The following is a 25,048-nucleotide window of genomic DNA, read 5'->3' as shown; positions in this document are numbered from 1 at the left end:
CGGTCGGCCGACCCCGGCATCAGCCCCGGCCCCAACTCCGGGCCCGACCCGAGCCCCGGCCCCAGCCCCGGCCCCAGCCCCGCAGGCTCAGACCGCCGGTTCCGGCTGTGGTTCGGAGCGTGGTGCGGGGATGGGCTTTGCCTCCCACAGCCTGGTGGTCCGCCGGTAGCCGTAGACCACCGACCCCATCGCCAGCAGGAGCAGCGGCGCGAAGAGCCACGGGTACGCGGCCATCTCCAGCGGCAGGAAGCGGTAGGACACGAGCAGCACCGCGAAGACGACCGTCCCGTAGCAGACCAGCCGCAGACCCGCCCGGTCCCAGCCGCGGTCGTACGTGCGCAGCGCCGCCTCGACCGTGTACGCGAACACCACGCCGGCGATGAGGTCCACGCCGTAGTGCCAGCCGAACCCCAGCGTCGCGCCGAGGGTGGCGACCAGCCAGAACGTGCCGGCCAGACGCAGGGCGCGCGGGCCACTGCGGGAGTGGATGAAGATCGTGGTGGCCCACGCCGTGTGCAGGCTGGGCATGCAGTTGCGCGGGGTGATCCCGTCGAACGGCATCGCGTACGGGGTGACGACCGGCGGCAGCGTGTCGGGCCACAGGTCGGCCACCGCCCAGTGCCCGCCCTCGGGGCCGTAGGCGAACATCGGCCCGACCACGGGGTAGATCATGTAGACGGCCGGTCCGAGCACGCCGATCAGCAGGAAGGTGCGCACCAGGTGGTGGCGTGGGAAGCGCTGCTCGGCCGCCACGTTGCGCAGCTGGTACAGCGCCACACACACCGCGGCCACCGCGAGCTGGGCGTACACGTAGTCGAGGGCGTGCTCGCCGACCGGGCCGCTCGCCCTGAGGAGCCGGCCCGCCAGCCACGACGGGTTGCCCAGCGCGTGATCGGCCATGGCGATGTACGGGTCGAGTACGAGCGGGCGGGTCTTCGACGTGATCAGCAGCCAGGTGTCCCCGGTCTTGCGGCCGGTCACCAGCAGCAGGCCGAGCCCCACGCCCTTCAGCATCAGGACGCGTTCCGGTCCGGTGCGGCGGGTGAGGGCGATGACGCCGACGCCCAGGATCACCCACAGTGCGCCGTTGCCGAACGGGTGGCCTTCGTCGGGGTAGGTGCCGGTCGCCCAGCGGACCAGCAGGAACACGAGGTCGATGCCGATCGCGGCGCCGAGGGCGATGAGCCGTTGCCGCCAGGTGAGCACCACCATCGTCAGCGCGAGGCTGGCGTACAGCAGGAACCCCGACTTGGGGGCGTAGATCACCTCACGTGCCTGCGTGGTGATCGGCCCGGGTATGCCGAGGTGGTACGCGGTGATCTGGAGGGCGACGAGGAACCCGAGAGTGATCACGCCTGCCGCGGCCCACAGCACCGCCCGTGGGTGCCGGCGCGCGGCCGAGGTGATCCGTTCCGTTCGGGAGGCTTCCCGCGACGCCGTCGTCGTCAATGTCTCAGCCGCTTCCAGGTCGTGGTGGTCGGGGTGGGGTGAGCCGGAGCCCGGACTACGACGTCCGTGGCTCTCGCCGCATCAGATACGCCGCTCCTGCCCCGGCGCCGAACAGCGCTCCCACCGACACCGCCGTCGCCAGCCAGGTCGCGCCCAGCCAGTGGGCGCCGAAGTAACCGAGGGCGACGCTGTACACGGCCCAGGTGAAGCCGGCCAGGGCCGACCAGGGCAGGAAGTCACGCGCGCGGCGGTGGGCGGCTCCCGCGCCGAGGGAGACCACCGAGCGGCCCGCGGGAGCGAAGCGGGCGACGACGACGAGGGCGCCACCGCCCCGGGCGAGCGCCGCGCCGAGACGTTCCTGGGCGGTGGTCAGCCGCCGGGAGCGGGAGATCGCCCGGTCCAGGCGGGCGCCGCCGCGCCAGGCGAGGCGGTAGGCGGCCAGGTCACCCAGGACGGAGGCGGTGGCCGCGCAGAGGGTCAGGGCGAGGATGTCGGGCACGTCGGTCGCGGTGCCCGCTGCCGCCGCCGTGGCCGCCGTGATCACCAGGACACCGCTGGGCAGCACCGGCAGGAACACGTCGAGCAGGACGGACAAGGCCACCACCGCGTAGATCCATGGGCTGCCGATCGGCAACCCCACTTGCTCCAGCACCGCGACTCCCCAGGACTCCCCCGTGGGCCAGCCCGTGCCGCGATGGCGCGGGAGGAACGGCAGGAGTGGCCATGACAGCCATAGAGCGTACGCCTGGGGTGTGACGGGCGGTTCACGGGGGGCTCATACGTTCGGTGCGGACTGTTCACCTCGCCTCGGCTTGTTCCGAGTTGTCGGCATATCCGCACATGGTATCCGCCTTGCCCTAACAGTGGGGGCCGCAGACAGTGGGTCGCCGCAGACGGAAGCGGCGCCTTCCCCGAGGGGAAAGCGCCGCTGTGGCGTCGAGGGGCCGGGGGCCGGCGGGGCTCAGGCGGCCACCGGGGTCTGGTCGGCGGAGCGCTGCTCCTGCGTGGAGGTGCGCTTGGCCAGCAGCCGGTCCACGCCGAACGCGCCGGAGCCCGTGAAGATCAGCAGGAACATGGCCCAGCAGTACATGGCCGCGCCCTCGCCGCTGTTCTCGATCGGCCACAGGCCCTGGGGCTGGTGCACCTTGAAGTACGCGTACGCCATCGCGCCGGACGAGATGAACGCCGCTATGCGGGTGCCGAGGCCCAGCAGCACCAGGATGCCGCCGACGAGTTCGATCACGGCCGCGTACCAGTTGGGCCAGGCGCCGGTCGCGGCGGTGCCGCCCTTGCCGTCCGCACCGCCGAGGACGCCGAAGAGCGCGACGGCGCCGTGGCAGGCGAACAGCAGGCCGATCACGATCCGGAAGAGTCCGAGTGCGTACGGCTGGGCGCCGTTGAGGCGAGCGGTCATGTGGGGGGTCTCTCCTTCGGTTGGCCGGCCCTGGGGAGGCCGACTGGGGACGGGTACCGCGGAGTAACCCACGTTAGGTGCGCCTAATTGATGCTTGCAAGTTCAACATTTGGCCACTGCTTGGCCTGTCGTTGTGGCCCGATCTCGGGTCCAGCCGCACGTAGAGCGGCTCTCGCCACCGCATCCGCGTCCGAAAGCGTGACCGAATCCACCCCTGGCCGGGCTCCCACGGCGGTCACCCAGTACACGCCTTCTGTCGGCACACCGATCGCGAACCGCCTTGTGTGTGCAACTCCTTGACGATTCATCAGGCGACAGGGGTGCGGAGTGACTGCGGAGTGACCTCCAACCCCCCTGTCTCATAACCGTCGATGGGGGCGGACGGCACCGCCCGCTGCGCAGCAGGCCGGTGAGAAGGGCGTCGGCGGTGTGCCGCAGGTCCGGTCCCGGCAGCCGGGCCTCTATGAGGGTTCTCACACGCACCGACTCCGCCGTCAGCGGCGCCTCCAGGGGATCGCCGACGAACGGGTGCAACAGCCGGATCAGGGGGCGAGTTCGGAGTCCAGCAGCGTCGTCAGGCGGGGGCCCGCCCCCTCGCGGGCCTTGGCCTGCTCCAGCCGCAGCCGGGCGGAGCGCCCGCGCATGGTGAGGGTCATGAGCTGGTTGCCGAACCAGGGGCCGCCCGTCTTGCGCCAGCCGACCGGCGGGCTCGGCAGGCGGCCGTGCCGGGCGAGCCCGCGGCCGAGGCCCCGCGCCATCGCGCTCCAGCCGATGCGGAAGGCGAGCCGCATCGACAGCGGCACCGAGTTGTGGACGGGGGAGCAGACGAGCTGCACGACCCGGGCGTCCGGGTCCCGGCCGGGCCACGAGGGCTCGGCGATGTAGGCGTGGTGCACGTCCCCGGACAGCACGCACACCGTCGCCGGTGCGTCACGGCCCGAGCCCGCCTCGGCGATCAGCTCCGCCAGCCCCGCGAAGGACTCCGGGAAAGCCGACCAGTGCTCCAGGTCGGCGCCGCGCCGCACCTTCTCCCCGAACCGTGCCCAGCGCTCGCCCCGTTCACCACCGCACAGCGCCGCGTTCCACCCCTCGGCGTCGTGCACCAGGTGCGGCAGCAGCCAGGGCAGCGAGGTGCCGATCAGGAGGTGGTCGTAGGTCTCGGGCCCGTCCAGCACCTGCTCCCGCAGCCACGCCTCCTCGCCCGGGTCGAGCATCGCGCGCTCGTCCTCGGCGAGGACCCGGGCGGCCCTGCTGTCCACCATCACGAGGCGGACGCGCCCGAAATCGCGCCGGTAGCTCCAGCGGACCGTGGCCGCGTCGGCGTCGGCCCGGGCGGCGAAGTCGCGCAGCGCGTCGGTGCCGTCGGGAACCTTGCACACCTCCTCGTACACCGGGTCGGACGCCAGCTCCTCCAGGGAGAGGTTGCCCAGGTGCTGGTGGACCCAGTAGGACATCAGTCCGCTCAGCAGCCGCTCCTGCCACCAGCCGGTGGCGCGCATGTCTTCGAGCCAGGAGGCGGAGGTGTTCCAGTCGTCGATCACGTCGTGGTCGTCGAAGATCATGAAGCTGGGCACGGTGGACAGCAGCCAGCGGATGCGCGGATCGAGCCAGGACTCGTAGTAGAGGTGGGTGTACTCCTCGTAGTCCGCGACCCCGTTGCCCGGTCCTTCCTTCAGGTCGCGGCGCCCCGCCAGCCAGCGCTGGGTGGAGTCGGAGGTCTCGTCGGCGTACACCTGGTCGCCGAGCAGCAGCAGCACGTGCGGCCGCTCGCCCTCGGGGTCGGCGGCGAGGCGGGTGGCGAGGGCGTCCAGGGCGTCCGGGCCCACGGGGTCGTCGCCGCCCGCAGGCGGGGAGGCCCAGCGGCAGGAGCCGAAGGCGACACTGAAGTCGCCCTCCGGCCCGGGCGCGTGGATCGCCGAGGGCGGGAAGGGGGAGCCGGGCAGTGGCCACACACGATCGCCGTCGAGGAGCACCTCGTAGGTCGTGGTCGTACCGGCCGTGAGGCCCGTCACCGGGACCAGCGCGTAGTGGTGGCCCGCGATCTGGAAGCTGCCGGCCGTGCCGCCGGCGCCGTCGGCGCAGCGCACCTCGGCGGTGCACGGACGGCTCGTCTCGACCCACACGGTCGCGGACGAGCCGTCGGTGTACCTCAGCAGCGGTCCGAGGCGCAGTGCGCTCATGTCGTTCCCCTCTCCGTCGCCCCGTACGGTACGCAGCGACGGAGGTCGGCGGGGAGGTCCCGGCACGAATCAGCGTGTCAGCAGCTCGCGAGGTGGTTCTGCAGCGCGGACTTCTCGGCCGAGTCGACGGAGAGGCCGTAGTAGTACTTCACCTGCACCCAGGCGCGGACGTAGGTGCAGCGGTACGCCGTCCGGGAGGGCATCCAGGTGGCCGGGTCCTGGTCGCCCTTGGCCTGGTTGACGTTGTCGGTGACCGCGATGAGCTGCGGGCGGGTCAGGTCGTTGGCGAACGACTGGCGGCGGGACGTCGTCCAGGAGTCGGCGCCGGAGTCCCAGGCCTCGGCCAGCGGGACCAGGTGGTCGATGTCCAGGTCGGAGGCGGCGGTCCAGGTGGCGCCGTCGTAGACGGAGTACCAGCTGCCACTCGTGGCGGCGCAGGAGGAGTCCTGCTGGACGTTGGTGCCGTCGCGCTTGAGGACGACCTCCCGGGTGTTGCAGGAGCCGGACTGGGTGATCCAGTGCGGGAAGAGGTCGCGGTCGTAGCCGGTGCGGTCCTCGGGAGCCACGGTGAGTGAGGCGAGGTAGGTGCGGGCGGTGGCGGCGCTCACGGGGGTGGGGAGGGCGGCGGAGGCCGTGGGGGCGTTGAAGAGGCCCACGGAGGATATGAGCGCGGCGGCCGCGGCGGCGACGCTCAGCTGTCGACGCGCGTAGAACCTGGGCATGCGAACTCCCTGGGGAGAGGGGGGTGTTGGCTTGCGAGCGAGGGAATGCTCGCGCTGCCGTGCGACACACAGATGTGCGTCCGGTGAGAAGTTAGTGACGCGGCCATGACATGACAAGATTCAAGGCGGAACTTTTCACTCCGGGGGCGTCCCGTACCATGGACGGCGCAGAAGGGGAGTAGCTCTTCGCCGGACCGTCGACATACTGCTCAGCCAGCCTGAGCCGGCGCCCGGAGGCCGGTCCTTTCCCGGACCTGCCAGCGAGACCTTCGGCAGAGCAGTGCACACCCGTGCCGTCTCCCGGCGCGGGTACCGATGTGCTGCCGTGCCGAGGTGTCGCGTGCGAAGGTCCAGCACTCTCGGTGGGGCAGCCCCGACCGATTGAGGAACCCTTGATCAGCCTGACCGTGACGGCCGTCGTCTTCGGCGTCGTCTTCCTCGCAGAACTGCCGGACAAGACCGCCCTCGCCGGTCTCGTCCTCGGCACCCGCTACCGCGCCTCCTACGTCTTCGCCGGTGTGGCCGCCGCCTTCGCGCTGCACGTCGTGCTCGCCGTGGCGGCCGGCAGTGTGCTCACGCTGCTGCCGCAGCAGATCGTGCAGGCCCTCACGGGCGTGCTGTTCCTGGGCGGGGCAGCGGTGCTGCTGCTGAAGAAGGGGGAGGAGGAGGAAGAGGTCCGCAAGCCGGAGAACCAGTCCTTCTGGAAGGTCTCGGGCGCCGGGTTCATGCTCATCCTGGTCGCCGAGTTCGGCGATCTGACCCAGATCATGACGGCCAACCTGGCCGCCCGCTACGACGACCCGCTCTCCGTCGGCCTGGGCGCGGTGCTCGCGCTGTGGGCGGTGGCCGGGATCGGCATCGTCGGCGGGAAGGCCCTGATGAAGAAGGTGCCGCTGCGGCTGATCACGCAGATCGCGGCGCTGGTGATGCTGGCGCTCGGGCTGTGGAGCCTGTGGGAGGCCGTGACCGGCTGAGCCCCGTGCGGACTGAACAGTGGGTGAACGCCCGCGGGGGCCCCTGGCGCGAAGGCGGCCTTGTTTTGTACCGTGGAGGAACAAAGTGGCCTCCGCCCGTTTTCCCTGACCGGCGGGCGGGGCCGCCTTGGTCCCCCGGGGCGTGCCGGTCGCGATCCGTCGTCAGCCCCTCTGCCGCGCTGGAACGCGCCCCGAGCCTTGGAGCTGCCGATGACGGCCACCGCCGTGCTCACCGCCCGCGCCCTCCTGCTGGACATGGACGGCACCCTCGTCAATTCCGACGCCTCGGTCGAGCGCGTCTGGCGGCGCTGGGCCGAGCGCCACGGGCTGGACGGGGACGAGGTCATGAAGGTCGTGCACGGCCGGCAGGGCTACGCCTCCATGGCGCTGCTGCTGCCCGAGCGGCCGATGGAGCAGAACCACGCCGACAACGCGCGGATGCTCGCCGAGGAGACGGCCGACACAGAGGGTGTCGTCGCGATCCCCGGGGCGCCGGAGTTCCTGGCCTCGCTGCGGGGGCTGCCGCACGCGCTCGTGACCTCGGCCGACGTGCCGCTCTCGACGGCGCGGATGGCCGCGGCGGGTCTGGAGCTGCCCGGAGTGCGGGTGACGGCGGAGTCGGTCGGGGCGAGCAAGCCCGACCCCGAGGGCTTCCTGAAGGGTGCCGCCGAGCTGGGCATCGCTCCCGCCGACTGTGTGGTGTTCGAGGACTCGGGAGCCGGGATAGCGGCGGGGCGCGCCGCCGGGATGACGGTGGTCGGCGTCGGCCCCCGGGCCGCGGTCCACGAGCCGGACGTGGTGGTCGAGGACCTCACGACGGTGCGCGTGGAGGACGCGGGCGACGGGACGATCCGCCTGCACATCGGCTGAGCCCGCGGCGAACGGCCGCTGTCGGCGAGCACGTCAGCCGTCCGGCGTCAGAGAGGCGCGGCGTGACGCCATCACCGGCACGGCGGGCCCGGCGTCACGGCGCGACGGCCCGGGGTGTCACGGCTCCTGCGTTTCCGACTCCAGCTTGGCCCGGGTCTCCCGGTCGTAGACGCCGAGGTCGTCGCTCTGGATGCCGCGTGACCACTGGTAGGTGCGGACCGCTTCCCGGAGGCGGTCGTCGAAGGTGCCGTCGGTGTCGTCGTCGTAGAGGTACAACTGCCGCAGGCGTAGCTGGAGTTCGGTGACCTCCGGGCCCCGGTCGCCGAGGCGCAGGACGGTGGGGCCGCCCTTCTGGCGGGAGTTGTCCGGGGATGCCTGCTCGGCGCCGGTCGCCGTGGCGGACGGCTGTGACGCCGACGGCGAGGGCGACTGCGACGGGCTCGCCGAGGCGCTCGGCGCGGACGACGAGGGCGAGGCGGACGGACTCCCGGTGCGGGACGGCGACGGCCGTGGTGCCGCCGGGGCCGGGGCAACCGCCGAGGCGCCGCCCTCCGGAGGTGTGGCTGCCGCGCTGCTCGACGGGGCGTCCGGCACACTCGCGCGGATGTCGTCCGGCAGAGCGGTGTCGCGGGAGGGGCTCTCGTAGGAGAACAGCCCGCTCGCGTACCCGGCGGCCGCGACGACGGCGGCACACGCACCGGCGGTGGCGAGCAGCAGGGTGCGCCGCCGACGCCCGGACCTCCGCCCACCGGTCTCGCCCGCGTCCGGCGCGCTGCGGCCCGCGCGCGCCGCCCCGTCGAACAGCCGCAGGTCGGTGACGCTCGGTTCGGTGCCGGCGGACGCCGCGGAGGCCGGAACCACGGACGTGGGCGGCACGGCCGGGAGCACGGCGGTGGCGTCCGTCTCCGGGTGGGTCGTGTCGTCCGGGGACGTGGCGGTGGGGGTCTTCGTGGTGGGGTCGATCTCCACGTACGGACGGATCCGCAGCGGGTCGAAGTCCTCCGCTGCCGCCGCCTGGGCCGTGCGGGCGTCGCGCAGGGCCTCGGCGGCCCGGGCTGCGCAGGCGCAGGCGGGGCCGTTGCCCCGCTGTCTGGGCGCGCCGCACTCCGGGCACGGGTGGCCGTTCGGCGGTTCCACGCGTTCCTCCCTCCCCTCGCGAACTCCAGAGATTATCCAGATCTTCTCCACAGTGCCGTCGAGGAGCCCCCGGAAGCGCAGCTTCCAAAAGGGCCCGGCAGGCCATAACAGGTCACAGCGGTCACGATGGAAAAAGTCACAGAAGACACAGGGGACACAGCAGGAGGTCGGATGGCCGAGGACGGGAACGCCACCACGCTGACGCCCCCGGGCACGGCCCCGCGGGAGCAGGTGCCCGGGAACGTCATGGTCTCCATCGGCGCCCTGCTCCTCGGCATGCTGCTCGCCGCCCTCGACCAGACCATCGTGGCGACCGCGCTGCCCACGATCGTCAGCGATCTCGGCGGCCTGGATCACCTGTCCTGGGTGGTCACCGCGTATCTGCTGGCCGCGACCGCCGCCACCCCCCTGTGGGGCAAGCTCGGCGACCAGTACGGACGCAAGAGGCTCTTCCAGACGGCGATCGTGATCTTCCTGATCGGGTCCGCGCTGTGCGGCGCCGCGCAGGACATGGCTCAGCTGATCGCCTTTCGGGCCCTTCAGGGACTCGGCGGCGGCGGGCTGATCGTGCTGTCGATGGCGATCGTCGGAGATCTGGTGCCCCCTCGCGAACGCGGCCGCTACCAGGGGCTGTTCGGCGCCGTCTTCGGTGCGACCAGCGTGCTCGGGCCGCTGCTCGGCGGGCTGTTCACCCAGCACCTGAGCTGGCGCTGGGTGTTCTACGTCAACCTGCCCGTCGGCGTCGTCGCGCTCGCCGTGATCGCCGCTGTCCTGCACATCCCGCGCCGGGCGCGCCGCCACGTCATCGACTACCGCGGCACCTTCCTCATCGCCGCCGTCGCCACCTGCCTGGTGCTGGTCGCCTCGCTCGGCGGGACGACCTGGGCATGGGGGTCCTGGCAGATCGTCGGCCTCGCGGTCCTGGGCGTCCTCCTCGCCGCCGCCTTCGTGGCCGTCGAGCAGCGGGCCGCCGAACCCGTCCTGCCGCTCCAGCTGTTCCGCGTCCGCACGTTCACGCTCGCCGCCGTGATCAGCTTCGTCGTCGGGTTCGCCATGTTCGGCGCCATGACCTACCTGCCGACCTTCCTCCAGGTCGTGCAGGGCATCAGCCCCACCATGTCGGGCGTGCACATGCTGCCGATGGTGCTGGGTCTGCTGCTGGCCTCGACCGCCTCCGGGCAGATCGTCAGCCGGACCGGCCGCTGGAAGGTGTTCCCGATCGTCGGAACCGGCATCACCACACTCGGGCTGCTCCTGCTCCACCAGCTCGACGAGCACAGCTCGGATGCCGAGCTGAGCGGCTTCTTCTTCGTCTTCGGGCTCGGGCTCGGTCTGGTGATGCAGGTCCTCGTGCTCATCGTGCAGAACGCCGTCCCCTACGAGGACCTGGGCGTGGCCACCTCCGGCGCGACCTTCTTCCGCTCCATCGGCGCCTCGTTCGGCGTCGCGGTCTTCGGTACGGTCTTCGCGGGTCGGCTCGGCGACCAGCTCACCGACGCCTTCCGGGGCGCCCGGCTGCCGCCCGGCACCTCCGTGGACACACTGGAGGCCGACCCGCGGGGCATCGCCGCCCTGCCGCCCGGCCTGCGCCCGCCGGCCCTGCACGCCTACGCCGTCTCCATCACGGACGTCTTCCTGTACGCCGCGCCCGTCGCGCTCCTCGGCTTCGTGCTGGCCTGGTTCCTGAAGGAGGACCGGCTGCGCGGTTCGGTCACCGCACCCGACGTCAGCGAGACCCTCGCCAGCAACCCCGTCGAGCGGTCCTCCTACGACGAGGTGTGCCGGGCCCTGTCGGTGCTGGGCACCCGCGCGGGACGGCGCGAGATCTACCGGAAGATCACCGCCCGGGCGGGCTACGACCTGCTGCCCGCGACGAGCTGGCTGCTGCTGCGGATGCGGCGCTACGGCTCCGTGGAGCCGGGCGTGCTCGCCGAGTCCATGCCCCTGCCCCTCACCGTGATCATGGAGGCCGCCCGGCAGGCGGAGGAACGCCGCCTCGCCGTGCGCCGGGGCGTCGACATGGTCCTGTCCGACGAGGGGCGCGAGGTCGCCGGCCGGCTGGCCGAGGCCCGGGAGGAATCCCTCACCGAGCTGCTCGGCGACTGGTGGGGGCCGGACCGGCCGGCCGACCTGGAGCAGCTCGTGCGGGAGCTGAACGGCGAACTGTGCGGATCGCGGCGCGAGCGGCCCTACCGGGTGCGCCCCATGGAGGAGCCGGCCTGAGGCCGGGTCAATTCCTTGCTGAACCAGTGCTCCGCGTACCGGTCGTCGTTGTGCGGTCCGGTCTCCGTGTAGCCGAGGCGGGCGTAGAGGCCGCGGGCCTCGACGAGATCGCCGCGGGTGTCGAGGATCATCCGGGTGGCGCCGAGCGCGCGTGCGGCGTCCTCGGCGGCCCGGACCAGGAGCTGCGCGCCGCCCCGGCCGCGCATCTCCTCGTACAGGAACACCCGCGTGAGCTCGGCGGTCGTGCCGTCCAGCAGCCGTACGCCCGCGCTGCCGGCCGGCTCACCGCCGTACCGGGCGACGAGCAACCGGCCGTCCGGCGGGGCGAGATCGGCACCCGGCCGGGCCGCGATCTCCCGCTCCAGCTCGGCCGGGTCGGTCCGGCGCCCCTCGTGCAGCAGGTACCAGCGATCGCTGACCTCGGTGTAGTACGCACGCCACAGAGCGGCGGCGACGGGTGAGTCGTACGGTTCCGGCGTCACGGTCCACATCACGAAGCGCATTCTCCGCAGCCGCCCCGCCGGACACGCAACCGAATAATTCCGGCCAGGTGTTCGCGCCCCGGTGCGGCCGGGCGCCGTTTGGAGCCGGGCTTTGCGGACACCCGACGGGCGAACCGGCTCGCGAGGAGAGCCGGTTGGGCCGAGAACCCGGAAGGCATTCATGTCCACTGGCCTGATCATTGCTCTGATCGTGATCGCGGCGGTCGTCATCATCGCGGCCGTCATGACCCTGCGTGCCCGAGGCCCTCGGCGGGGCCCGAGCCTGAAGCGGCGCTTCGGACCCGAGTACGACCGGGCCGTCGCCCGGCACGACGGTGACGCCAAAGCGGCCGAGCGTGAACTGACCGAACGCGTGCAGCGCCACGGCGATCTGCGCGAGCAGCCGCTGGAGCCGGCGCAGCGCGAGCAGTTCGAGGCGCGCTGGACGGCCGCCCAGGAGCGGTTCGTCGACTCGCCGCGCGAGGCCGTCGCCGAGGCGGACCGGCTGCTCGCCGAACTCGCCGGTGCCCGGGGCTTCCCGGACGGCGGGCACTACGAGGAACAGCTGGCCGCGCTGTCCGTGCACCACGCCCACCACGTGGACGGCTACCGCCGCGTGCACCGCGCGGCGCACCTGCGCGCGGAGGACGCCCGCGACGGCGGCCAGGGTACGGAAGACATGCGTGAGGCCTTCGTGGCGGCCCGCGCCCTGTTCGAGGAACTGGTGAAGCCGGCCCGCCACGACGGCGGCGGCCACACCGGTGGACGGCACGACGACGGCCGCGAGCGCGCGGCTCTGAACGGCGGCCGCAAGGCCCCGGCCCGCGGCGGGCACCTGCCTTGGGCGATGAACCGACGCCAGGCGAAGGAGAGTTGAGGCAATGACCGACATGACCCGACCGTCCGGTGACCAGACGCCGGCCGCCCCGGACGCCCGCGGCGAGAGCGCCCTGGGCACCGGCCACCACCCGACCGCACCGGGCACGGACCGCCGCGAGACGGCCCCGGGCCCGGACCGGGACCGCGGCGTGGGCCGTGACCTCGAAACGGACCGCGGCGCCACACACGGCACCGACGCGGACCGCGCCGCAGCACACGGCACGGACGTCCCCGTCACCGACCGGAACGACGTCGACCGGAACGACGTCGACCGGAACGACGTCGACCGGAACGACCTCGACCGGGCGGGCATCGACCCGCACGGCACCGGACGGCACGACACCGACGCCCTGCGCGGCGAGCACGGCACCGGCCCCGGCAAGGTCGGCTCCGCCAAGAACCGGGCCCATCTCCTCGCCCACGAGGAGTGCGACAAGCTCGGCTCGCAACTGCAGCACGCCGTCGCCGGGTTCGTCGACGGGCCCCGGGCCGCCGTCGAGGAGGCCGACCACGTGCTGGAGGAGATCGCGGCCCGCTTCACCGAGGCCGTGACGCAGCGCCGCCGCACCCTGCGCCACTCCTGGCAGGCCATGGAGGGCGGCGAGAGCAGGTCCGCCTCGTCGGCCGACACCGAGCAGCTCCGGCTGGCCCTGAAGGACTACCGCGAGCTGGCCGAGAAACTGCTGCACGTGTGACGCGGGGTGATCACCCCCTGTGACGCGGGGTGATTCCCCCGGTCAGCGATCCGCCCGGCGTTCCCGCCACTGCCGTACGACGTCCTCGACGTCGTACGGCTTCTTTCCCAGCGGGGGGCCGGGCGGCGGCTTGAACATCATCTCGCGGATCTTCACGTTGACCTCGTCGATGATCTTCCGCACGATCCGCTCCGAGGGGGCCGCGAGCGCGGCCTCCAGCGCGTCCTCCGCCTCCTTGCGCAGGGCCAGCGCCGGCGGGAGGACGGAGAAGCCCTCGCGGGCCATCTTCCGCTTGATCCACCACAGTTCGTCGTAGGTGCTCTCGATGTCACGGGGGAGCGGTGCGCCCGTGCCCGGCAGCCGGTCGAACTCCCCGCGTGCCTCCGCGTCACGGATCTGCTTGTCGACCCAGGACTCGAAGTCGACGCCCGGTGGCTTTCGCTCGGTCATGAGGCCATTGTGCCGGACACCGCGCAGCCGGGCGTTTTATCATGCGGCGGGTCAGGAACCTGGTTGACCCACCAGGACGTCTCAGGAGGAGCGCACGTGCTCGAACTCACCATGGCCACCGTCGCGGAGGCGGAGGCGGGCGCCACGGCCGGCATGCTCATGGCCGACGCGCCCAGCGAGCCGGGCGCGGTGCTGCGGGTGGGCCGCGACAAGTCCGTGTGCCGGCTGAGCACGCCGGACGACTGGCTGTTCGTCTCCCGTGTCCACCTGGAGTTCCTGTGCGGGCCGGAGGGGGCCTGGCAGGTCACCTGGCTGCGCGGCTCCCAGCCCGACCCGTCCTCCGAGGTGCGGCTGATGATGGGGGAGTACGCCCAGCCCCTGACCTACGGCGGCACCGTCCCCCTGCCCCGGGGCGCCAGCGGCGAGATCGTCATCCAGGACCGCACCGCCCCGCGCAGCGTCAACGTGGGCTTCTACCACGAGGTCTGACGGTGAAGCCGCACGCCGGGTGACGGCAGGGCATCACGTCGAACAAGGGCGGTGCCTCACGCCAGCACGCGGGCCAGCGCGAACCCGTCGTAGCCCTTCATCCCCACCGTCTGGATCGCCGTGCCGCTCAGCCTCGGATGGCCGGCGATCAGCTCGATCGCCGCGCGGGTGCCCGTCACGTCCGGGGCGGTGCTGTCCTCGTCGACGACCCGGCCGCCCCGTACGACGTTGTCGAGGACGATCAGGCTGCCCGTGCTGGTGAGCCGGATCGCCCACTCCACGTAGTGCGGGTTGTTGGCCTTGTCGGCGTCGATGAAGACCAGGTCGAAGGGGGGCGGGTTCTCGTCGGCCAGCTTGGGCAGCGACTCCAGGGCCGGGCCCACCCGTACCTCGACGAGGTTCTCCAGGCCCGCGCGGGCGATGTTGCGGACGGCGACCTCGGCGTGCCGGGAATCGTACTCCAGGGAGACCAGCCGTCCGTCGGCGGGCAGGGCGCGGCCCAGCCAGATGGTGCTGTAGCCGCCGAGCGTGCCGATCTCCAGGATGTGGCGGGCGCCCTGGATCTGGGCGAGGAGCTGGAGGAGCTTGCCCTGGTTCCCGGCGACGTTGATGTGCGGAAGCCCGGCGACGTCGCTGTCCCGCAGGGCGGCCGCCAGGGCTTCGTCGTCCGGGGCGAGGTGGGCGGTGAAGTAGGCGTCGACCTCGTCCCAGACGTGCGACTCGCTCATGCACCTCTACCTTTCGTCGGCATAGTTAGCAGCCCTAACTACTGGCGCTGACGAAGATAGTGGGTGCGCGAGGCGCTGTCAGCGGGATTTCACTCCGCGTGTCGGCCCGCCACCGAGGGCGCGGAACCGGGCAGCGGACGCCCCGCCGACTCCGACATGCGCCACACCGCGAAACCGCCGATCACGGCCGCGGCCATCATGTAGTACGCGGGCATCATCATGTTCCCGGTCGCGCCGATCAGGGCCGTGACCACCAGCGGGGTCGTGCCGCCGAAGAGGGACACCGAGACGTTGAAGCCGATGGACAGGGAGCCGTAGCGGACCTTCGTCGGGAACAGCGCGGGCAGGGCCGAGGGCATCGACGCCGTGAAGCAGACCAGCAGCATGCCGAGGGCGCCCATGCCGAGCGCGACGGCCAGCAGGCTGCCCTGGCGGATCAGCAGCAGGGCCGGGACGGACAGCAGCAGGAAGCCCGCACAGCCGGTGGCGATCACCGGGCGACGGCCGACCCGGTCGGTCAGCGCGCCGACGAACGGCTGGGCGATCATCATCACGGCCATCACGCCGAGGACGACCAACAGGCCGTGCGTCTCGTCGTAGTGGAGCTGACCGGTCAGGTAGCTCGGCATGTACGACAGCAGCATGTAGTCGGTGACGTTGAAGACCAGCACCAGGCCGACGCAGAGCAGCAGCGCGCGCCACTGGCCGGCGACCATCTCGCGCAGCGGCGTCTTCGGGCGGTTGTTCTCCGCCTTCTCCGCCTCGGCCGCGAACGCCGGGGTCTCCTCCAGGCGCAGCCGGAGGTAGAGGCCGATGATGCCCATCGGGCCCGCGACCAGGAACGGGATGCGCCAGCCCCAGGAGGTCAGGTCGTCGGCGGAGAGCAGGGCGGTCATGATCGTGACCAGGCCCGCGCCGCCGATGTAGCCGGCGAGCGTGCCGAACTCCAGCCAGCTGCCGAGGAAACCGCGCCGCTTGTCGGGGGCGTACTCGGCGATGAACGTGGAGGCACCCGCGTACTCGCCGCCGGTGGAGAAGCCCTGCACGAGGCGGGCGACCAGGAGCAGGATCGGCGCGCCGACACCGATCGTCGCGTACGACGGGATCAGACCGATCGCGAAGGTGCCCGCCGCCATCATGATCATGGTGAGGGCGAGGACCTTCTGGCGGCCCACGCGGTCGCCGAGCGGGCCGAAGATCATGCCGCCGAGGGGACGGACCAGGAAGGCCGCGGCGAAGGCGCCGAACGTGGACAGCAGCTGGGCGGTGGGGTTGCCCGAGGGGAAGAAGACCTTGCCCAGCGTGACGGCGATGTAGCTGTAGACGCCGAAGTCGAACCACTCCATCGCGTTGCCGAGTGCCGCGGCCTTCACGGCGCGCTTGACGAGCGCGGGGTCGGTGACGGTGGGGTCGGGGGTCTTCGCTTTGCGGGTTTTCACGAGAGAAGCGGGGGCGACGACTGAGGCAGTCGGCAAGGCTCGCTCGCCTACCTTTCGACGGGGACAGGGACGCGGTCCCGCGCGGCGGCGCTGTCGTACGGGCCGAATGAGCGACGATAGGCGGATTTGCTCCGCTCACGGGCGGTACAGAAGTCGTTGCACGCTGCACGTAAACCGTTGCTGTACTGCTGCTTCTGCCCTCTCGCGAGCGGTTCCCACATGGCCGTCATGTGATCCTTCTCGCTTCCGAGTGTGCAGTCGCCAAGTGATCCGCGGTCGCCCGCGCCTTCTCCCCGGGGTCGCGTGATCCCCATAGGGTTCGCGGGAGAATCCACGCATCCTGGACATGTGGGATGAACTGCTGCGGAAGGCCGATGGGACGTGGCGAAGGCGGAACACGGCGGACGATCGGCGGAGGGCTTCGGAGCGACGGCTGTCGACGGGGTCCGCACGCGCCTGCGCGCCGCCCGCCTCGGGCTGTGGCTGATCGCCGCCGTCCTCTCCGCCCGGCAGGTGGCCGCGGTCCTCGCCACCCCGCGCGGTGAGCGGCTGACGGACCTGGAGACCTGGGTCGGCCCGAACGGCGTGCTCCATGTCAACGGCTCGCTCTACGACTCCACCCGCTTCACGGGCACGCCCTTCTCGGGCCTCGCCCTCAAACCCCTCACCCGTTCGGCCGAACAGGCCCTCGGCTGGGGCTGGACCTTCGGCACCCTGCTGCTGGTGGTCGCCCTCGGCCTGACCGCCGCCCGCGCCCTGCCCCCGCCGGTCCGCCGCCGCACGGCACTGCTGGCCGCGCCGGTCGCCGTCAGCCTGCTGATGCTGTCCCTGCCCGTCCGCAGCACCCTGTCGCTCGGCCAGACCAGCATCATCCCCGTCCTGCTCGTCCTGCTGGGCTGCTTCACCGTCCACGGCCAGCGGACCAGCGGCCTGCTGATCGGCGTCGCGGCGGCGCTCCAGCCCACGCTGCTGCTGTTCACACCCCTGTTGTGGTGCACCGGCCGTAGGCGCGCCGCGCTCGCCACCGGCGTCACCTTCGCCGCCTGCACCGGGCTCGCCTGGGCGGTGATGCCGCACGACTCCTCCCAGTACTGGGTCCACCACATGGCGGGCGCCGGCCTCGGCGGCCGGGCCGACGACCTCGCCAACCAGTCCCTGCACGGCGCCCTGCTCCGGCTCGGCCTGGACGGCCCCGCGGAGATCGCGCTCTTCCTGTCACTCGGCGCGGCCGTCGCCGTCCTCGCCCTGCGCCGGGCCGTGCGGTACTTCGACGACGGCCAGCTGCTGCTCGCCGTCGCGATCACCGGCTGTGCGGCGATCGTCGTCTCGCCCACGGCCTGGCAGCACCAGCTGCTGTGGGTGCTGCTCGCGGTCGTCGGCCGGGTCGGTGCCCGTGCCTCGGACCGGTACGTCTGGCCGGTCACCGTCATCCTGGTCATGACCCTGCCGGCCAGGATGCTGCTGCCGGACATGACGTTCCTGCGGCCGCTGCGCGACAACGTCGTCCTGCTGGCCGCCCTCGCCGCCGCCACCGCCGTGCCGTTCCTGTCCCGCTCCTCGCCCGCCTACCGCTCACCGGCACCGCCCGCCTACGCGCCCACCACCCCGGCCCGCTTCCGGCACGTGCCGCTGATGCCGTTCCTGCGCCGGGTCCTGAGCAGACCGAACCTCCTGCTCGAACTGCTCCTCCTGCGCGTCACCTACGCCGCCTACTCCCAGGTCCGCCTCGCCGCGGGCGGCGGCAGCAACTCGGCAGGGCGAGCCGAGGCCGAGGAGCACGGCATGCAGGTCTACGACGTCGAACGCGCCCTGCGCCTCGCCGTCGAGCGCCGGCTCAACCACACCGTCGTCACGATCGACTGGCTGCGCGACGCCCTCGACTTCTACTACACGTCGTTCCACTTCGTGGTTCCGCTGGCGGTCCTGGCGGCCCTCTACGCGCGCCGCCCCGGCGACTACCGCTGGGCCCGTTCCGCACTCGGCCTCGCCACGCTGCTCGCCCTGGCCGGATTCTGGCTCTACCCCCTCGCCCCGCCCCGACTGATGCCGACGCTCGGCTTCATCGACACCGTGCACGGCACCCAGGACTTCACCCGGCCCGACTACGGCACGCTCACCCACCTGACCAACCAGTACGCGGCCATGCCGTCCCTGCACTTCGGCTGGGCGCTGTGGTGCGGCCTCCTGATCGCGGTCCTGGCGTCACGTTGGTGGGTCAAGGCGCTGGGCCTGCTGCATCCGCTGCTCACCGGAGTCTCGATCGTGGCGACCGGCAACCACTGGGTGCTGGACGCGGCCGGGGGAGCGGTGGTGGCCGCGGTGGGCTTCGGCCTCACCTATCTGCTCCAGGGACCACGCCCCCGCCCCTCCACCGCCCGGCCGCCCGGCCGTGGCTCCTCGCCGAGATGCAACCGGGTTGAGGGCCGCGCACGCTGAGATTCCTTCTGCTGACGGTCTCGGTCAGCGCAGGACTTGGACCGATCAGCGCAGGACTTGGACCGAGTAGAGCGCGCCGACGCCTGTGGCGAGGGTGCCGAGCAGGAGTCGAAGCGCGATCTCCGGCACGTGCGGCTGGACGCGTGCGCCGAGGTATCCGCCGACGAGGCCCCCGGCTCCGCAGGACAACCCCAGCAGCCAGTCGGGGGCGACGTCGCCCGTGGCGGTCAGGGAGAGCAGCGCGTAGGTGGCCGCGCCGATGATGGAGGTCACGAAAGTGGAGGCCAGGGCGGCCGGGGCGACCGTGGCGACGGGTGCCCCGCGGCCGACGAGGATCGGTCCGAGCAGGGAGCCGCCCCCGATCCCGTAGATGCCGCCGGCGACACCGACGGCGAGGGCCAGCGACGTCGTCGCGCGAGGCGAGAGAGGGCGGGACGTGCGGGCGGGCGCTGGGCGCACGGTCCGCAGCCACAGCCACACGCCGAGCGGCAGGAGCAGCGCCGCGACGAGAAGACGGAAGACGTGGGGGCCGGGAACAGCGAAGACCCTGATCACGGCGCCGATGACGACACCGGGCACGGTGCCGGCGATGAGCAGGCGGGTCAGCGCCCCTCCCAGACTCCCTGCCCGCCGATAGCGCAGCAGGGCGCCAGGACCGGCCACGACGTTGTAGAGCAGGTTCGTCGGTGTCACGGCCGGGCTCGGCACCCCCAGCACGCTGACCTGAACGGGCAGCAGGAAGACCGCCCCGGAGACGCCCACGGGCGCCGTGGCCATCGATATCAAAAGCCCGGCGGCGAACCCGAGCGACCCCATCGACCACTCCACGACAACCTCCCGGAGAAACGTTGGCCGGCACCCGGAACAGGTTCCGGATCGGGTGCCTCCCGTTCCCGTGAACATCGACCCCGCGCCGATCCAACCGCCTCCGGGCGTCATGAACAATTGCTGTCCCATCTCGTGAACAGAGCCACGGCTGCCATGAGCAGGTGGGGCCGCACGCTGGGCGGTGCGCCTTTGACCCCTGGTCATGAGGACGGGACCGGTGGCGTGGAGGTCGTTCGAGGGGGCCCGCATTCCCACCGCGTCAGGTACGAGGAGTGGGGCGGACCGGAAGGACCCTGATCCCCGTAGAGCTCGTCTCCGCATTCGAACCACACGGTCTTGCCACCCCCGGACCACAGCGATACGCCCCACTTGTAGGCCATCGCGTCCAGCAGGAACAGCCCCCGGCCGTGCTCGGCCTCCGGGTCCGACGCCTCCGGGGTGTGCGGCAGTTCATCGCTGCCGTCCGTGACCTCTACCCGTACGCCGGTGCCCTCGCGCAGCAACAGCAGTGCGCAGCGCCGGTCCGGGACGTGCCGTACGACGTTGGCGAGCAGCTCGGTCACGCCCAGCTCCACGGCGTCCGACAGCTCGGGCATGTCCCACTCGCCGAGGAACGAGCGGCGATACGGCGGATGTGCCGGGGGGCGTGTTCACCGACGGTGAGGCGCATCGAGTACCGGGCGGGAAAGTATTCGTTCACGGGACGAGGCTGACGTGCGGTGACAACCCTCGGCTACAGAACGGATACAACCGGTTCCGTTGTGGACCGAGTTGCGTGAGAGGGGCTTTCGCCGTGACCCACATCAACTCCCTCGACCCGGGTGCGTCGCCGCCCTACTACTACGGCTTCGCGCTGCGGCGCCACAGGGAGTCCGCCGGGCTGACGCAGCGGCAGTCGGGGGACATCCTCTTCAGCGCATCTTCGACAAGGAGGTGCCGCCGGTCTTGTGGATGGTCATCAGCGAGGCGGCTCTGCACCAGGAAACCGGCGGTGCAGAGACCATGCGGGACCAACTCGGTCACCTGTTGGCTTTCGAGGGCAACTCGCGGATCAACATCCAGGTCCTGCCGTTTTCGGCCGGAGCGCACGCTGGGCTCCAAGGCGCATTCAACCTCTACCGCTTCGAACGCGATCCGGACATCGTCTACACCGAGGGGTACGGCAGCGGGCATCCGACCGCAAACCCGGACACCGTCAGGGACTGCTCGCTCCGTTACGATCATCTTCGGGCCGCCGTGATTGTGTAGAGGTCGCAGAATCCTCTGCCACCGTCGCGCTGCGCGACAGCAAGAACCCGGCGGGACCGATCCTCACCCTCGACCCCGCCGCGTTCAGCACCTTCGTCAACTGGACGTCTACAAGCGCTGAATGATCGTGCCGGTGGCCAAGCCGCCACCCGCGCACATGGTGATCAGCGCGAACTCCTTGTCCGCGCGCTCCAGTTCGTGCAGTGCCGTCGTGATGAGCCGGGCCCCGGTCGCTCCCACCGGGTGCCCGAGCGCGATCGCTCCGCCGTTGACGTTCACCTTCGACAGGTCCTGGTCGAAGACCCGTGCCCAGCTCAGCACCACGGACGCGAACGCCTCGTTGATCTCCACGAGGTCGATGTCCTTCAACGACATCCCGGCCTTGCCCAGCACCGCGTTCGTCGCGTCGATCGGGCCGTCGAGGTGGAAGTGCGGGTCGGAACCGACCAGCGCCTGGGCCACGATCCGGGCCCGGGGACGTAGCTTCAGCGCCCGGGCCATCCGCTTCGACGCCCACATGATCGCCGCCGCCCCGTCGGAGATCTGCGACGAGTTCCCGGCCGTGTGCACCGCCGTCGGCATGATCGGCTTCAGCGCGGCCAGCGCCTCCGCGGTCGTGTCGCGCAGACCCTCGTCCTTGTCGACCAGGCGCCACATGCCCTGCCCGGCGTGCTGCTCCTCCTCGGTCGTGGGGACCTGGACGGCGAACGTCTCCCGTTTGAAACGCTCCTCCGCCCAGGCGTGGGCGGCCCTCTCCTGGGAGGCGAGGCCCAGCGCGTCGACGTCCTCGCGGGTCAGTCCGCGGTGGCGGGCGATCCGCTCGGCCGCCTCGAACTGGTTGGGCAGGTCCACGTTCCACTCGTCGGGGAACGGCTTGCCCGGCCCGTGCTTGGAGCCCGACCCCAGCGGCACCCGCGACATCGACTCCACCCCGCAGGAGATGCCGACGTCGATCACGCCCGCCGCGACCATGTTGGCCACCATGTGCGAGGCCTGCTGGGAGGACCCGCACTGCGCGTCCACGGTCGTCGCGGCCGTCTCGTACGGGAGCCCCATGGTCAGCCAGGCCGTGCGCGCGGGGTTCATGGACTGCTCGCCGGCGTGGGTGACCGTCCCGCCGACGATCTGCTCGACGCAGTCCGCGGGAATGCCGGTGCGGCCGAGGAGTTCGCGGTAGGTCTCGCCCAGGAGGTAGGCGGGGTGCAGATGGGCGAGCGCGCCGCCGCGCTTGCCGATGGGGGTGCGTACGGCTTCGACGATCACGGGTTCGGCAGCCATGGGTGCGGGTCCTCTCCGGGAGGCTCAGCAGAACTAGTACGCGTTCTAGTTCCGTAAGCAGTGTGCTGAGGGCCGCTCGGTGACCGCAATAGTCGTGCGGGCAATTGGCGGGACCGTGCCTCTTGCTACTTGTAGAACCCGTTACTACCGTCACCGCAACTCCGCACAGCTGATGGGCCGTCAGGCCGATGAGTCGGTACGAGTGGTGGGAGCCGCCCATGCCCTGTCCCGCGCTGCCCGACGGGTTCGACTTCACCGACCCCGACCTGCTGCACCGCCGCGTGCCGCTGCCGGAGTTCGCCGAGCTGCGCCGGGCCGAACCGGTCTGCTGGGTGCCGCAGCCGTCCGGTCTCGCCGGATTCCAGGACGAGGGCTACTGGGCCGTCACCCGGCACGCCGACGTCAAGTACGTCTCCACCCACCCGGAGCTGTTCTCGTCGTACCTCAACACGGCGATCATCCGCTTCAACGAGCACATCCAGCGCGACGCCATCGACGCACAGCGGCTGATCCTGCTCAACATGGACCCGCCGGAGCACACCCGGGTCCGGCAGATCGTGCAGCGCGGTTTCACGCCCCGGGCGATCCGGGCGCTGGAGGACCGGCTGCGGGCACGGGCCCAGGCCATCGTCGAAGGCGCCCGCGCGAACACCGGGCCGTTCGACTTCGTCACCCAGGTCGCCTGCGAGCTGCCCCTCCAGGCGATCGCCGAGCTGATGGGCGTCCCCCAGGAGGACCGGGACAAGATCTTCGACTGGTCCAACAAGATGATCGCCTACGACGATCCCGAGTACGCCATCACCGAGGAGATCGGCGCCGAGTCGGCCACGGAGATCATCGCCTATGCGATGAACATGGCCGTCGACCGCAAGCAGTGCCCCGCCCACGACATCGTCACCCAGCTCGTCGCAGCGGAGGACGAGGGCAACCTCAGCTCCGACGAGTTCGGCTTCTTCGTCCTGATGCTGGCCGTCGCGGGCAACGAGACCACCCGCAACGCCATCACCCACGGCATGCACGCCTTCCTCACCCATCCCGACCAGTGGGAGCTGTACAAGAGCGACCGCCCGGAGACGGCGGCGGAGGAGATCGTGCGCTGGGCGACCCCGGTCGCGGCCTTCCAGCGGACCGCCACCCAGGACACCGAACTCGGCGGCAAGCGCATCCGCGAGGGCGACCGGCTGGGGCTGTTCTACGCCTCGGCCAACCACGACCCCGAGGTCTTCGACGACCCGGACACCTTCGACGTCACCCGCGATCCCAACCCGCACCTCGGGTTCGGCGGCGGCGGCCCGCACTACTGCCTGGGCAAGTCCCTCGCCGTGCTGGAGATCAACCTCATCTTCAACGCGATCGCCGACGCCATGCCGGGTCTCCGACTGGTCCGGGACCCGCGTCGATTGAGGTCGGCGTGGATCAACGGCGTGAAAGAACTCCGGGTTCAGGCCCGGTAGCGGTCAGTCCGACCGGCGCAGTCCCGCGACGAGGAGCGCGACCAGTCGGCGTGCGTCGTAGTGCGGGTCGCTGTCAGCGCCGACGCACAGGTTTCCGATGCCGCGCAGGAACGGGTAGGCGTCCAGGTCGGAGCGGATCTCGCCGGACGCGGCGGCGGCTTCGAGCAGTTGCGTGCACACCGGCAGGAGGCGTTCGAGGAAGTAGGTGTGCAGCGGCCCGAAGCAGGTGCTGTCCCCCTGCATCGCGGTGGCCAGGCCGTGCTTGGTGACCAGGAAGTCGACGAAGAGGTCGACCCAGCGCACCAGGGCGGCATGGGGCGTCGGGCCGGCCGCCAGCAGGGCCGGGCCGGCTTCGGCGCAGGCGTCGACCTGGTGGCGGTAGACGGCGATGACGAGATCCGCCCGGGTGGGGAAGTGGCGGTAGATCGTGCCCACCCCGACGCCGGCCCTGGCCGCGATGTCGCGCACCGGCGCGTCCACGCCCGAGCTGAGGAAGGCGTCGGCGGCCGCGTCCAGCAGGGCCTGCTGGTTGCGCCGGGCGTCCTTGCGCTTGGACCGGGCTGAGCTTCCGGCGCTCTGGCCGCTGTCGTTCACCGAGTCGTCCTTCCCTGCGGTCGCGTGCGTTGCGGGCGTTGCGTGCATTGTGGGCGGTTGTAAAGCGGAACTGCGTTCCGTATCGTGAGGCGGGCAATCGGAACGGCGTTCCGTTTCATTCATGATGACAGACCTGACCGGAAGGCACCCCCATGCCCGGCACTTCCCTGTCCGACTCGACCATGGTGATCTCCGCGAAACCGGTGGTCCTGCCCGCCCCGGGCCGCGGTGAGGACCTCCAGGTCCGCGTGTCCGCCCCCGCGACCGGCGGCGAGCTGCCCGTCGTCGTCTTCTCGCACGGCTTCGGCTGGTCGATGAACGGCTACGCCCCGCTGGCGGACCACTGGGCCGCCCAGGGCTTCGTGGTGGTGCAGCCCACCCACCTGGACTCCAGGACGCTGGGCCTGCCTCCCGAAGACCCCCGCACGCCGCGGATCTGGCGCTTGCGTATCGAGGACCTCACCCGTGTGCTCGACGGACTCGACGTTCTCGAAGCCTCCGTACCGGGCCTCGCCGGACGCCTCGACCGCGACCGTGTCGCTGTGGCAGGCCACTCCTGGGGAGCCCAGACGGCGAGCACGCTCCTCGGCGCGCGCGTACGCGACCCCGACGGCGCTCCCGGCGAGGACATGTCCGACCCCCGCGTGAAGGCGGGTGTGCTGCTCGCCATGGCCGGCCTGGGCGACGACCTGACCCCGTTCGCCGTCGAGCACCTGCCCTTCATGAGGCCGTCCTTCGACACCATGACCGCACCGGCGCTCATCGTCGCCGGGGACTCCGACGACTCCGCGCTGACCACGCGCGGACCGGACTGGTTCACCGACCCCTACACCTACAGCCCGGGAAACAAGAGCCTGCTCACGCTGTTCGGGGCGGAGCACTCGCTCGGGGGCATCCCCGGCTACGAGGTGGCGGAGACGAGCGACGAAAGTCCCGCACGCGTCGCCCTGCTCCAGCGCCTCACCACCGCCTACCTGCGCAGCGCCCTGTACCCCGGGGACCCCGGCTGGAAGGCGGCGGCCGCCGCGCTGGAGGAGGACCCCGAGCCGCTGGGGAAGCTCCAGAGCAAGTAGGCGAGG

At 71.5% G+C, this 25,048-nt stretch carries 25 protein-coding genes and 1 pseudogene; 11 read left to right on the top strand and 15 right to left on the bottom strand.

Annotated elements, in window-relative coordinates; all coding sequences use genetic code 11:
- Nucleotides 1-87 precede the first annotated feature (87 nt).
- From AB0B29_RS00990 to AB0B29_RS00965, 6 genes and pseudogenes are all read right to left on the bottom strand, one after another.
- Complete coding sequence (locus AB0B29_RS00990; RefSeq protein ID WP_436845765.1) at nt 88-1,353, bottom strand: phosphatase PAP2 family protein; 1,266 nt, start codon at nt 1,351-1,353, stop codon at nt 88-90.
- Between the two features lie 151 nt (nt 1,354-1,504).
- Nucleotides 1,505-2,101, bottom strand: a complete 597-nt coding sequence (locus tag AB0B29_RS00985; protein WP_344457672.1) for a DedA family protein — start codon at nt 2,099-2,101, stop codon at nt 1,505-1,507.
- A gap of 309 nt (nt 2,102-2,410) precedes the next feature.
- Nucleotides 2,411-2,863: a DoxX family protein gene (locus tag AB0B29_RS00980; protein ID WP_362232207.1), complete on the bottom strand. Its 453-nt coding sequence runs from the start codon at nt 2,861-2,863 to the stop codon at nt 2,411-2,413.
- An 83-nt stretch (nt 2,864-2,946) separates the two neighbouring features.
- Nucleotides 2,947-3,349: pseudogene (locus AB0B29_RS00975) on the bottom strand (FAD/NAD(P)-binding protein); the annotation flags it as partial.
- Between the two features lie 56 nt (nt 3,350-3,405).
- Nucleotides 3,406-5,043 carry an alkaline phosphatase D family protein gene (locus tag AB0B29_RS00970; protein ID WP_362232204.1) on the bottom strand — a complete coding sequence of 546 codons (1,638 nt, stop codon included), beginning with the start codon at nt 5,041-5,043 and terminating at the stop codon, nt 3,406-3,408.
- 77 nt (nt 5,044-5,120) lie between these two features.
- The gene (locus tag AB0B29_RS00965; protein WP_362232201.1) at nt 5,121-5,765 is read right to left on the bottom strand and encodes an HNH endonuclease family protein; all 645 of its coding nucleotides are present in this window, start codon (nt 5,763-5,765) and stop codon (nt 5,121-5,123) included.
- A 392-nt stretch (nt 5,766-6,157) separates the two neighbouring features.
- Here AB0B29_RS00965 and AB0B29_RS00960 point away from each other — a divergent pair, with 392 nt between their 5' ends.
- Both AB0B29_RS00960 and AB0B29_RS00955 read left to right on the top strand, forming a co-directional pair.
- Nucleotides 6,158-6,739, top strand: coding sequence for a TMEM165/GDT1 family protein (locus tag AB0B29_RS00960; protein ID WP_053672124.1), 582 nt, complete (start codon nt 6,158-6,160; stop codon nt 6,737-6,739).
- 210 nt (nt 6,740-6,949) lie between these two features.
- Complete coding sequence (locus tag AB0B29_RS00955; protein ID WP_362232198.1) at nt 6,950-7,609, top strand: HAD-IA family hydrolase; 660 nt, start codon at nt 6,950-6,952, stop codon at nt 7,607-7,609.
- Nucleotides 7,610-7,726: 117 nt separating this feature from the next.
- Here AB0B29_RS00955 and AB0B29_RS00950 read toward each other — a convergent pair whose 3' ends face one another.
- Entirely contained in the window at nt 7,727-8,746 is a 1,020-nt protein-coding gene (locus AB0B29_RS00950) for a peptidoglycan-binding protein (RefSeq protein WP_362232195.1), read from the bottom strand.
- Nucleotides 8,747-8,917: 171 nt separating this feature from the next.
- Here AB0B29_RS00950 and AB0B29_RS00945 point away from each other — a divergent pair, with 171 nt between their 5' ends.
- Nucleotides 8,918-10,969 (top strand): MDR family MFS transporter, encoded by a 2,052-nt coding sequence (locus AB0B29_RS00945; protein ID WP_362232193.1) that lies wholly within the window; start codon nt 8,918-8,920, stop codon nt 10,967-10,969.
- On the opposite strand, the gene AB0B29_RS00940 is transcribed toward AB0B29_RS00945, so the two are convergent.
- Nucleotides 10,936-11,463, bottom strand: coding sequence for a GNAT family N-acetyltransferase (locus tag AB0B29_RS00940; RefSeq protein WP_436845764.1), 528 nt, complete (start codon nt 11,461-11,463; stop codon nt 10,936-10,938). The two genes, AB0B29_RS00945 and AB0B29_RS00940, sit on opposite strands and share 34 nt — an antisense overlap.
- Before the next feature lie 169 nt (nt 11,464-11,632).
- On the opposite strand from AB0B29_RS00940, the gene AB0B29_RS00935 reads away from it, so the two are divergent.
- Together AB0B29_RS00935 and AB0B29_RS00930 are read left to right on the top strand one after the other, a co-directional pair.
- Complete coding sequence (locus tag AB0B29_RS00935) at nt 11,633-12,328, top strand: hypothetical protein (RefSeq protein ID WP_362232188.1); 696 nt, start codon at nt 11,633-11,635, stop codon at nt 12,326-12,328.
- A gap of 4 nt (nt 12,329-12,332) precedes the next feature.
- Nucleotides 12,333-13,025, top strand: coding sequence for a hypothetical protein (locus AB0B29_RS00930; protein ID WP_362232186.1), 693 nt, complete (start codon nt 12,333-12,335; stop codon nt 13,023-13,025).
- Between the two features lie 42 nt (nt 13,026-13,067).
- Here AB0B29_RS00930 and AB0B29_RS00925 read toward each other — a convergent pair whose 3' ends face one another.
- On the bottom strand, nt 13,068-13,475 hold the full coding sequence (locus AB0B29_RS00925; protein WP_362232183.1) for a DUF1992 domain-containing protein: 408 nt from the start codon (nt 13,473-13,475) through the stop codon (nt 13,068-13,070).
- A gap of 96 nt (nt 13,476-13,571) precedes the next feature.
- Here AB0B29_RS00925 and AB0B29_RS00920 point away from each other — a divergent pair, with 96 nt between their 5' ends.
- Nucleotides 13,572-13,964 carry a hypothetical protein gene (locus tag AB0B29_RS00920; protein WP_362232180.1) on the top strand — a complete coding sequence of 131 codons (393 nt, stop codon included), beginning with the start codon at nt 13,572-13,574 and terminating at the stop codon, nt 13,962-13,964.
- Between the two features lie 56 nt (nt 13,965-14,020).
- Here the strand turns inward: AB0B29_RS00920 and AB0B29_RS00915 are convergent, their stop codons facing one another.
- Nucleotides 14,021-14,692: an O-methyltransferase gene (locus tag AB0B29_RS00915; protein ID WP_362232177.1), complete on the bottom strand. Its 672-nt coding sequence runs from the start codon at nt 14,690-14,692 to the stop codon at nt 14,021-14,023.
- An 89-nt stretch (nt 14,693-14,781) separates the two neighbouring features.
- Nucleotides 14,782-16,167 carry a glycine betaine/L-proline transporter ProP gene (gene proP, locus AB0B29_RS00910; protein WP_436845763.1) on the bottom strand — a complete coding sequence of 462 codons (1,386 nt, stop codon included), beginning with the start codon at nt 16,165-16,167 and terminating at the stop codon, nt 14,782-14,784.
- 345 nt (nt 16,168-16,512) lie between these two features.
- On the opposite strand from proP, the gene AB0B29_RS00905 reads away from it, so the two are divergent.
- Entirely contained in the window at nt 16,513-18,567 is a 2,055-nt protein-coding gene (locus tag AB0B29_RS00905; protein WP_362232172.1) for a bifunctional glycosyltransferase 87/phosphatase PAP2 family protein, read from the top strand.
- Nucleotides 18,568-18,612: 45 nt separating this feature from the next.
- Here AB0B29_RS00905 and AB0B29_RS00900 read toward each other — a convergent pair whose 3' ends face one another.
- Together AB0B29_RS00900 and AB0B29_RS00895 are read right to left on the bottom strand one after the other, a co-directional pair.
- A complete protein-coding gene (locus tag AB0B29_RS00900; RefSeq protein WP_362232169.1) occupies nt 18,613-19,395 on the bottom strand; it encodes a sulfite exporter TauE/SafE family protein in 783 nt (260 codons plus the stop codon).
- Nucleotides 19,396-19,595: 200 nt separating this feature from the next.
- Nucleotides 19,596-19,991, bottom strand: a complete 396-nt coding sequence (locus tag AB0B29_RS00895; protein ID WP_362232166.1) for an ATP-binding protein — start codon at nt 19,989-19,991, stop codon at nt 19,596-19,598.
- 355 nt (nt 19,992-20,346) lie between these two features.
- Between AB0B29_RS00895 and AB0B29_RS37715 the strand changes: the two genes are divergently transcribed.
- Both AB0B29_RS37715 and AB0B29_RS00885 read left to right on the top strand, forming a co-directional pair.
- The gene (locus AB0B29_RS37715; protein WP_436845762.1) at nt 20,347-20,643 is read left to right on the top strand and encodes a DUF5753 domain-containing protein; all 297 of its coding nucleotides are present in this window, start codon (nt 20,347-20,349) and stop codon (nt 20,641-20,643) included.
- Nucleotides 20,598-20,768, top strand: coding sequence for a DUF397 domain-containing protein (locus AB0B29_RS00885; protein WP_362233855.1), 171 nt, complete (start codon nt 20,598-20,600; stop codon nt 20,766-20,768). Before AB0B29_RS37715 ends, AB0B29_RS00885 begins: the two co-directional genes overlap by 46 nt.
- Here the strand turns inward: AB0B29_RS00885 and AB0B29_RS00880 are convergent.
- The gene (locus AB0B29_RS00880) at nt 20,752-21,921 is read right to left on the bottom strand and encodes a steroid 3-ketoacyl-CoA thiolase (RefSeq protein WP_104786775.1); all 1,170 of its coding nucleotides are present in this window, start codon (nt 21,919-21,921) and stop codon (nt 20,752-20,754) included. The genes AB0B29_RS00885 and AB0B29_RS00880 overlap by 17 nt on opposite strands.
- A gap of 218 nt (nt 21,922-22,139) precedes the next feature.
- On the opposite strand from AB0B29_RS00880, the gene AB0B29_RS00875 reads away from it, so the two are divergent.
- Complete coding sequence (locus AB0B29_RS00875) at nt 22,140-23,375, top strand: cytochrome P450 (RefSeq protein ID WP_362233852.1); 1,236 nt, start codon at nt 22,140-22,142, stop codon at nt 23,373-23,375.
- Between the two features lie 3 nt (nt 23,376-23,378).
- Here the strand turns inward: AB0B29_RS00875 and AB0B29_RS00870 are convergent, their stop codons facing one another.
- Complete coding sequence (locus tag AB0B29_RS00870) at nt 23,379-23,969, bottom strand: TetR/AcrR family transcriptional regulator (protein ID WP_362232162.1); 591 nt, start codon at nt 23,967-23,969, stop codon at nt 23,379-23,381.
- Nucleotides 23,970-24,121: 152 nt separating this feature from the next.
- On the opposite strand from AB0B29_RS00870, the gene AB0B29_RS00865 reads away from it, so the two are divergent.
- On the top strand, nt 24,122-25,042 hold the full coding sequence (locus AB0B29_RS00865; protein ID WP_362232160.1) for an alpha/beta hydrolase family protein: 921 nt from the start codon (nt 24,122-24,124) through the stop codon (nt 25,040-25,042).
- The last annotated feature ends 6 nt before the right edge of the window (nt 25,043-25,048 follow it).

The organism is Streptomyces tibetensis, assembly GCF_040647715.1.
Classification (GTDB): Bacteria; Actinomycetota; Actinomycetes; order Streptomycetales; family Streptomycetaceae; genus Streptomyces; species Streptomyces tibetensis_A.
Note: the sequence above shows the minus strand (reverse complement) of the source record. Positions and strands in the feature narration are given on the sequence as shown.

Excerpts from the sequence above, each read along its gene's own strand:
- AB0B29_RS00970 (WP_362232204.1), bottom strand. The coding sequence starts at position 5,043 with ATGAGCGCACTGCGCCTCGGACCGCTGCTGAGGTACACCGACGGCTCG.
- AB0B29_RS00965 (WP_362232201.1), bottom strand. The coding sequence starts at position 5,765 with ATGCCCAGGTTCTACGCGCGTCGACAGCTGAGCGTCGCCGCCGCGGCC.
- AB0B29_RS00915 (WP_362232177.1), bottom strand. The coding sequence starts at position 14,692 with ATGAGCGAGTCGCACGTCTGGGACGAGGTCGACGCCTACTTCACCGCC.
- AB0B29_RS00935 (WP_362232188.1), top strand. The coding sequence starts at position 11,633 with ATGTCCACTGGCCTGATCATTGCTCTGATCGTGATCGCGGCGGTCGTC.
- AB0B29_RS00980 (WP_362232207.1), bottom strand. The coding sequence starts at position 2,863 with ATGACCGCTCGCCTCAACGGCGCCCAGCCGTACGCACTCGGACTCTTC.
- AB0B29_RS00895 (WP_362232166.1), bottom strand. The coding sequence starts at position 19,991 with ATGCCCGAGCTGTCGGACGCCGTGGAGCTGGGCGTGACCGAGCTGCTC.
- AB0B29_RS00925 (WP_362232183.1), bottom strand. The coding sequence starts at position 13,475 with ATGACCGAGCGAAAGCCACCGGGCGTCGACTTCGAGTCCTGGGTCGAC.
- AB0B29_RS37715 (WP_436845762.1), top strand. The coding sequence starts at position 20,347 with ATGGTCATCAGCGAGGCGGCTCTGCACCAGGAAACCGGCGGTGCAGAG.
- AB0B29_RS00930 (WP_362232186.1), top strand. The coding sequence starts at position 12,333 with ATGACCGACATGACCCGACCGTCCGGTGACCAGACGCCGGCCGCCCCG.
- AB0B29_RS00945 (WP_362232193.1), top strand. The coding sequence starts at position 8,918 with ATGGCCGAGGACGGGAACGCCACCACGCTGACGCCCCCGGGCACGGCC.
- AB0B29_RS00875 (WP_362233852.1), top strand. The coding sequence starts at position 22,140 with ATGCCCTGTCCCGCGCTGCCCGACGGGTTCGACTTCACCGACCCCGAC.
- AB0B29_RS00880 (WP_104786775.1), bottom strand. The coding sequence starts at position 21,921 with ATGGCTGCCGAACCCGTGATCGTCGAAGCCGTACGCACCCCCATCGGC.
- AB0B29_RS00865 (WP_362232160.1), top strand. The coding sequence starts at position 24,122 with ATGCCCGGCACTTCCCTGTCCGACTCGACCATGGTGATCTCCGCGAAA.
- AB0B29_RS00955 (WP_362232198.1), top strand. The coding sequence starts at position 6,950 with ATGACGGCCACCGCCGTGCTCACCGCCCGCGCCCTCCTGCTGGACATG.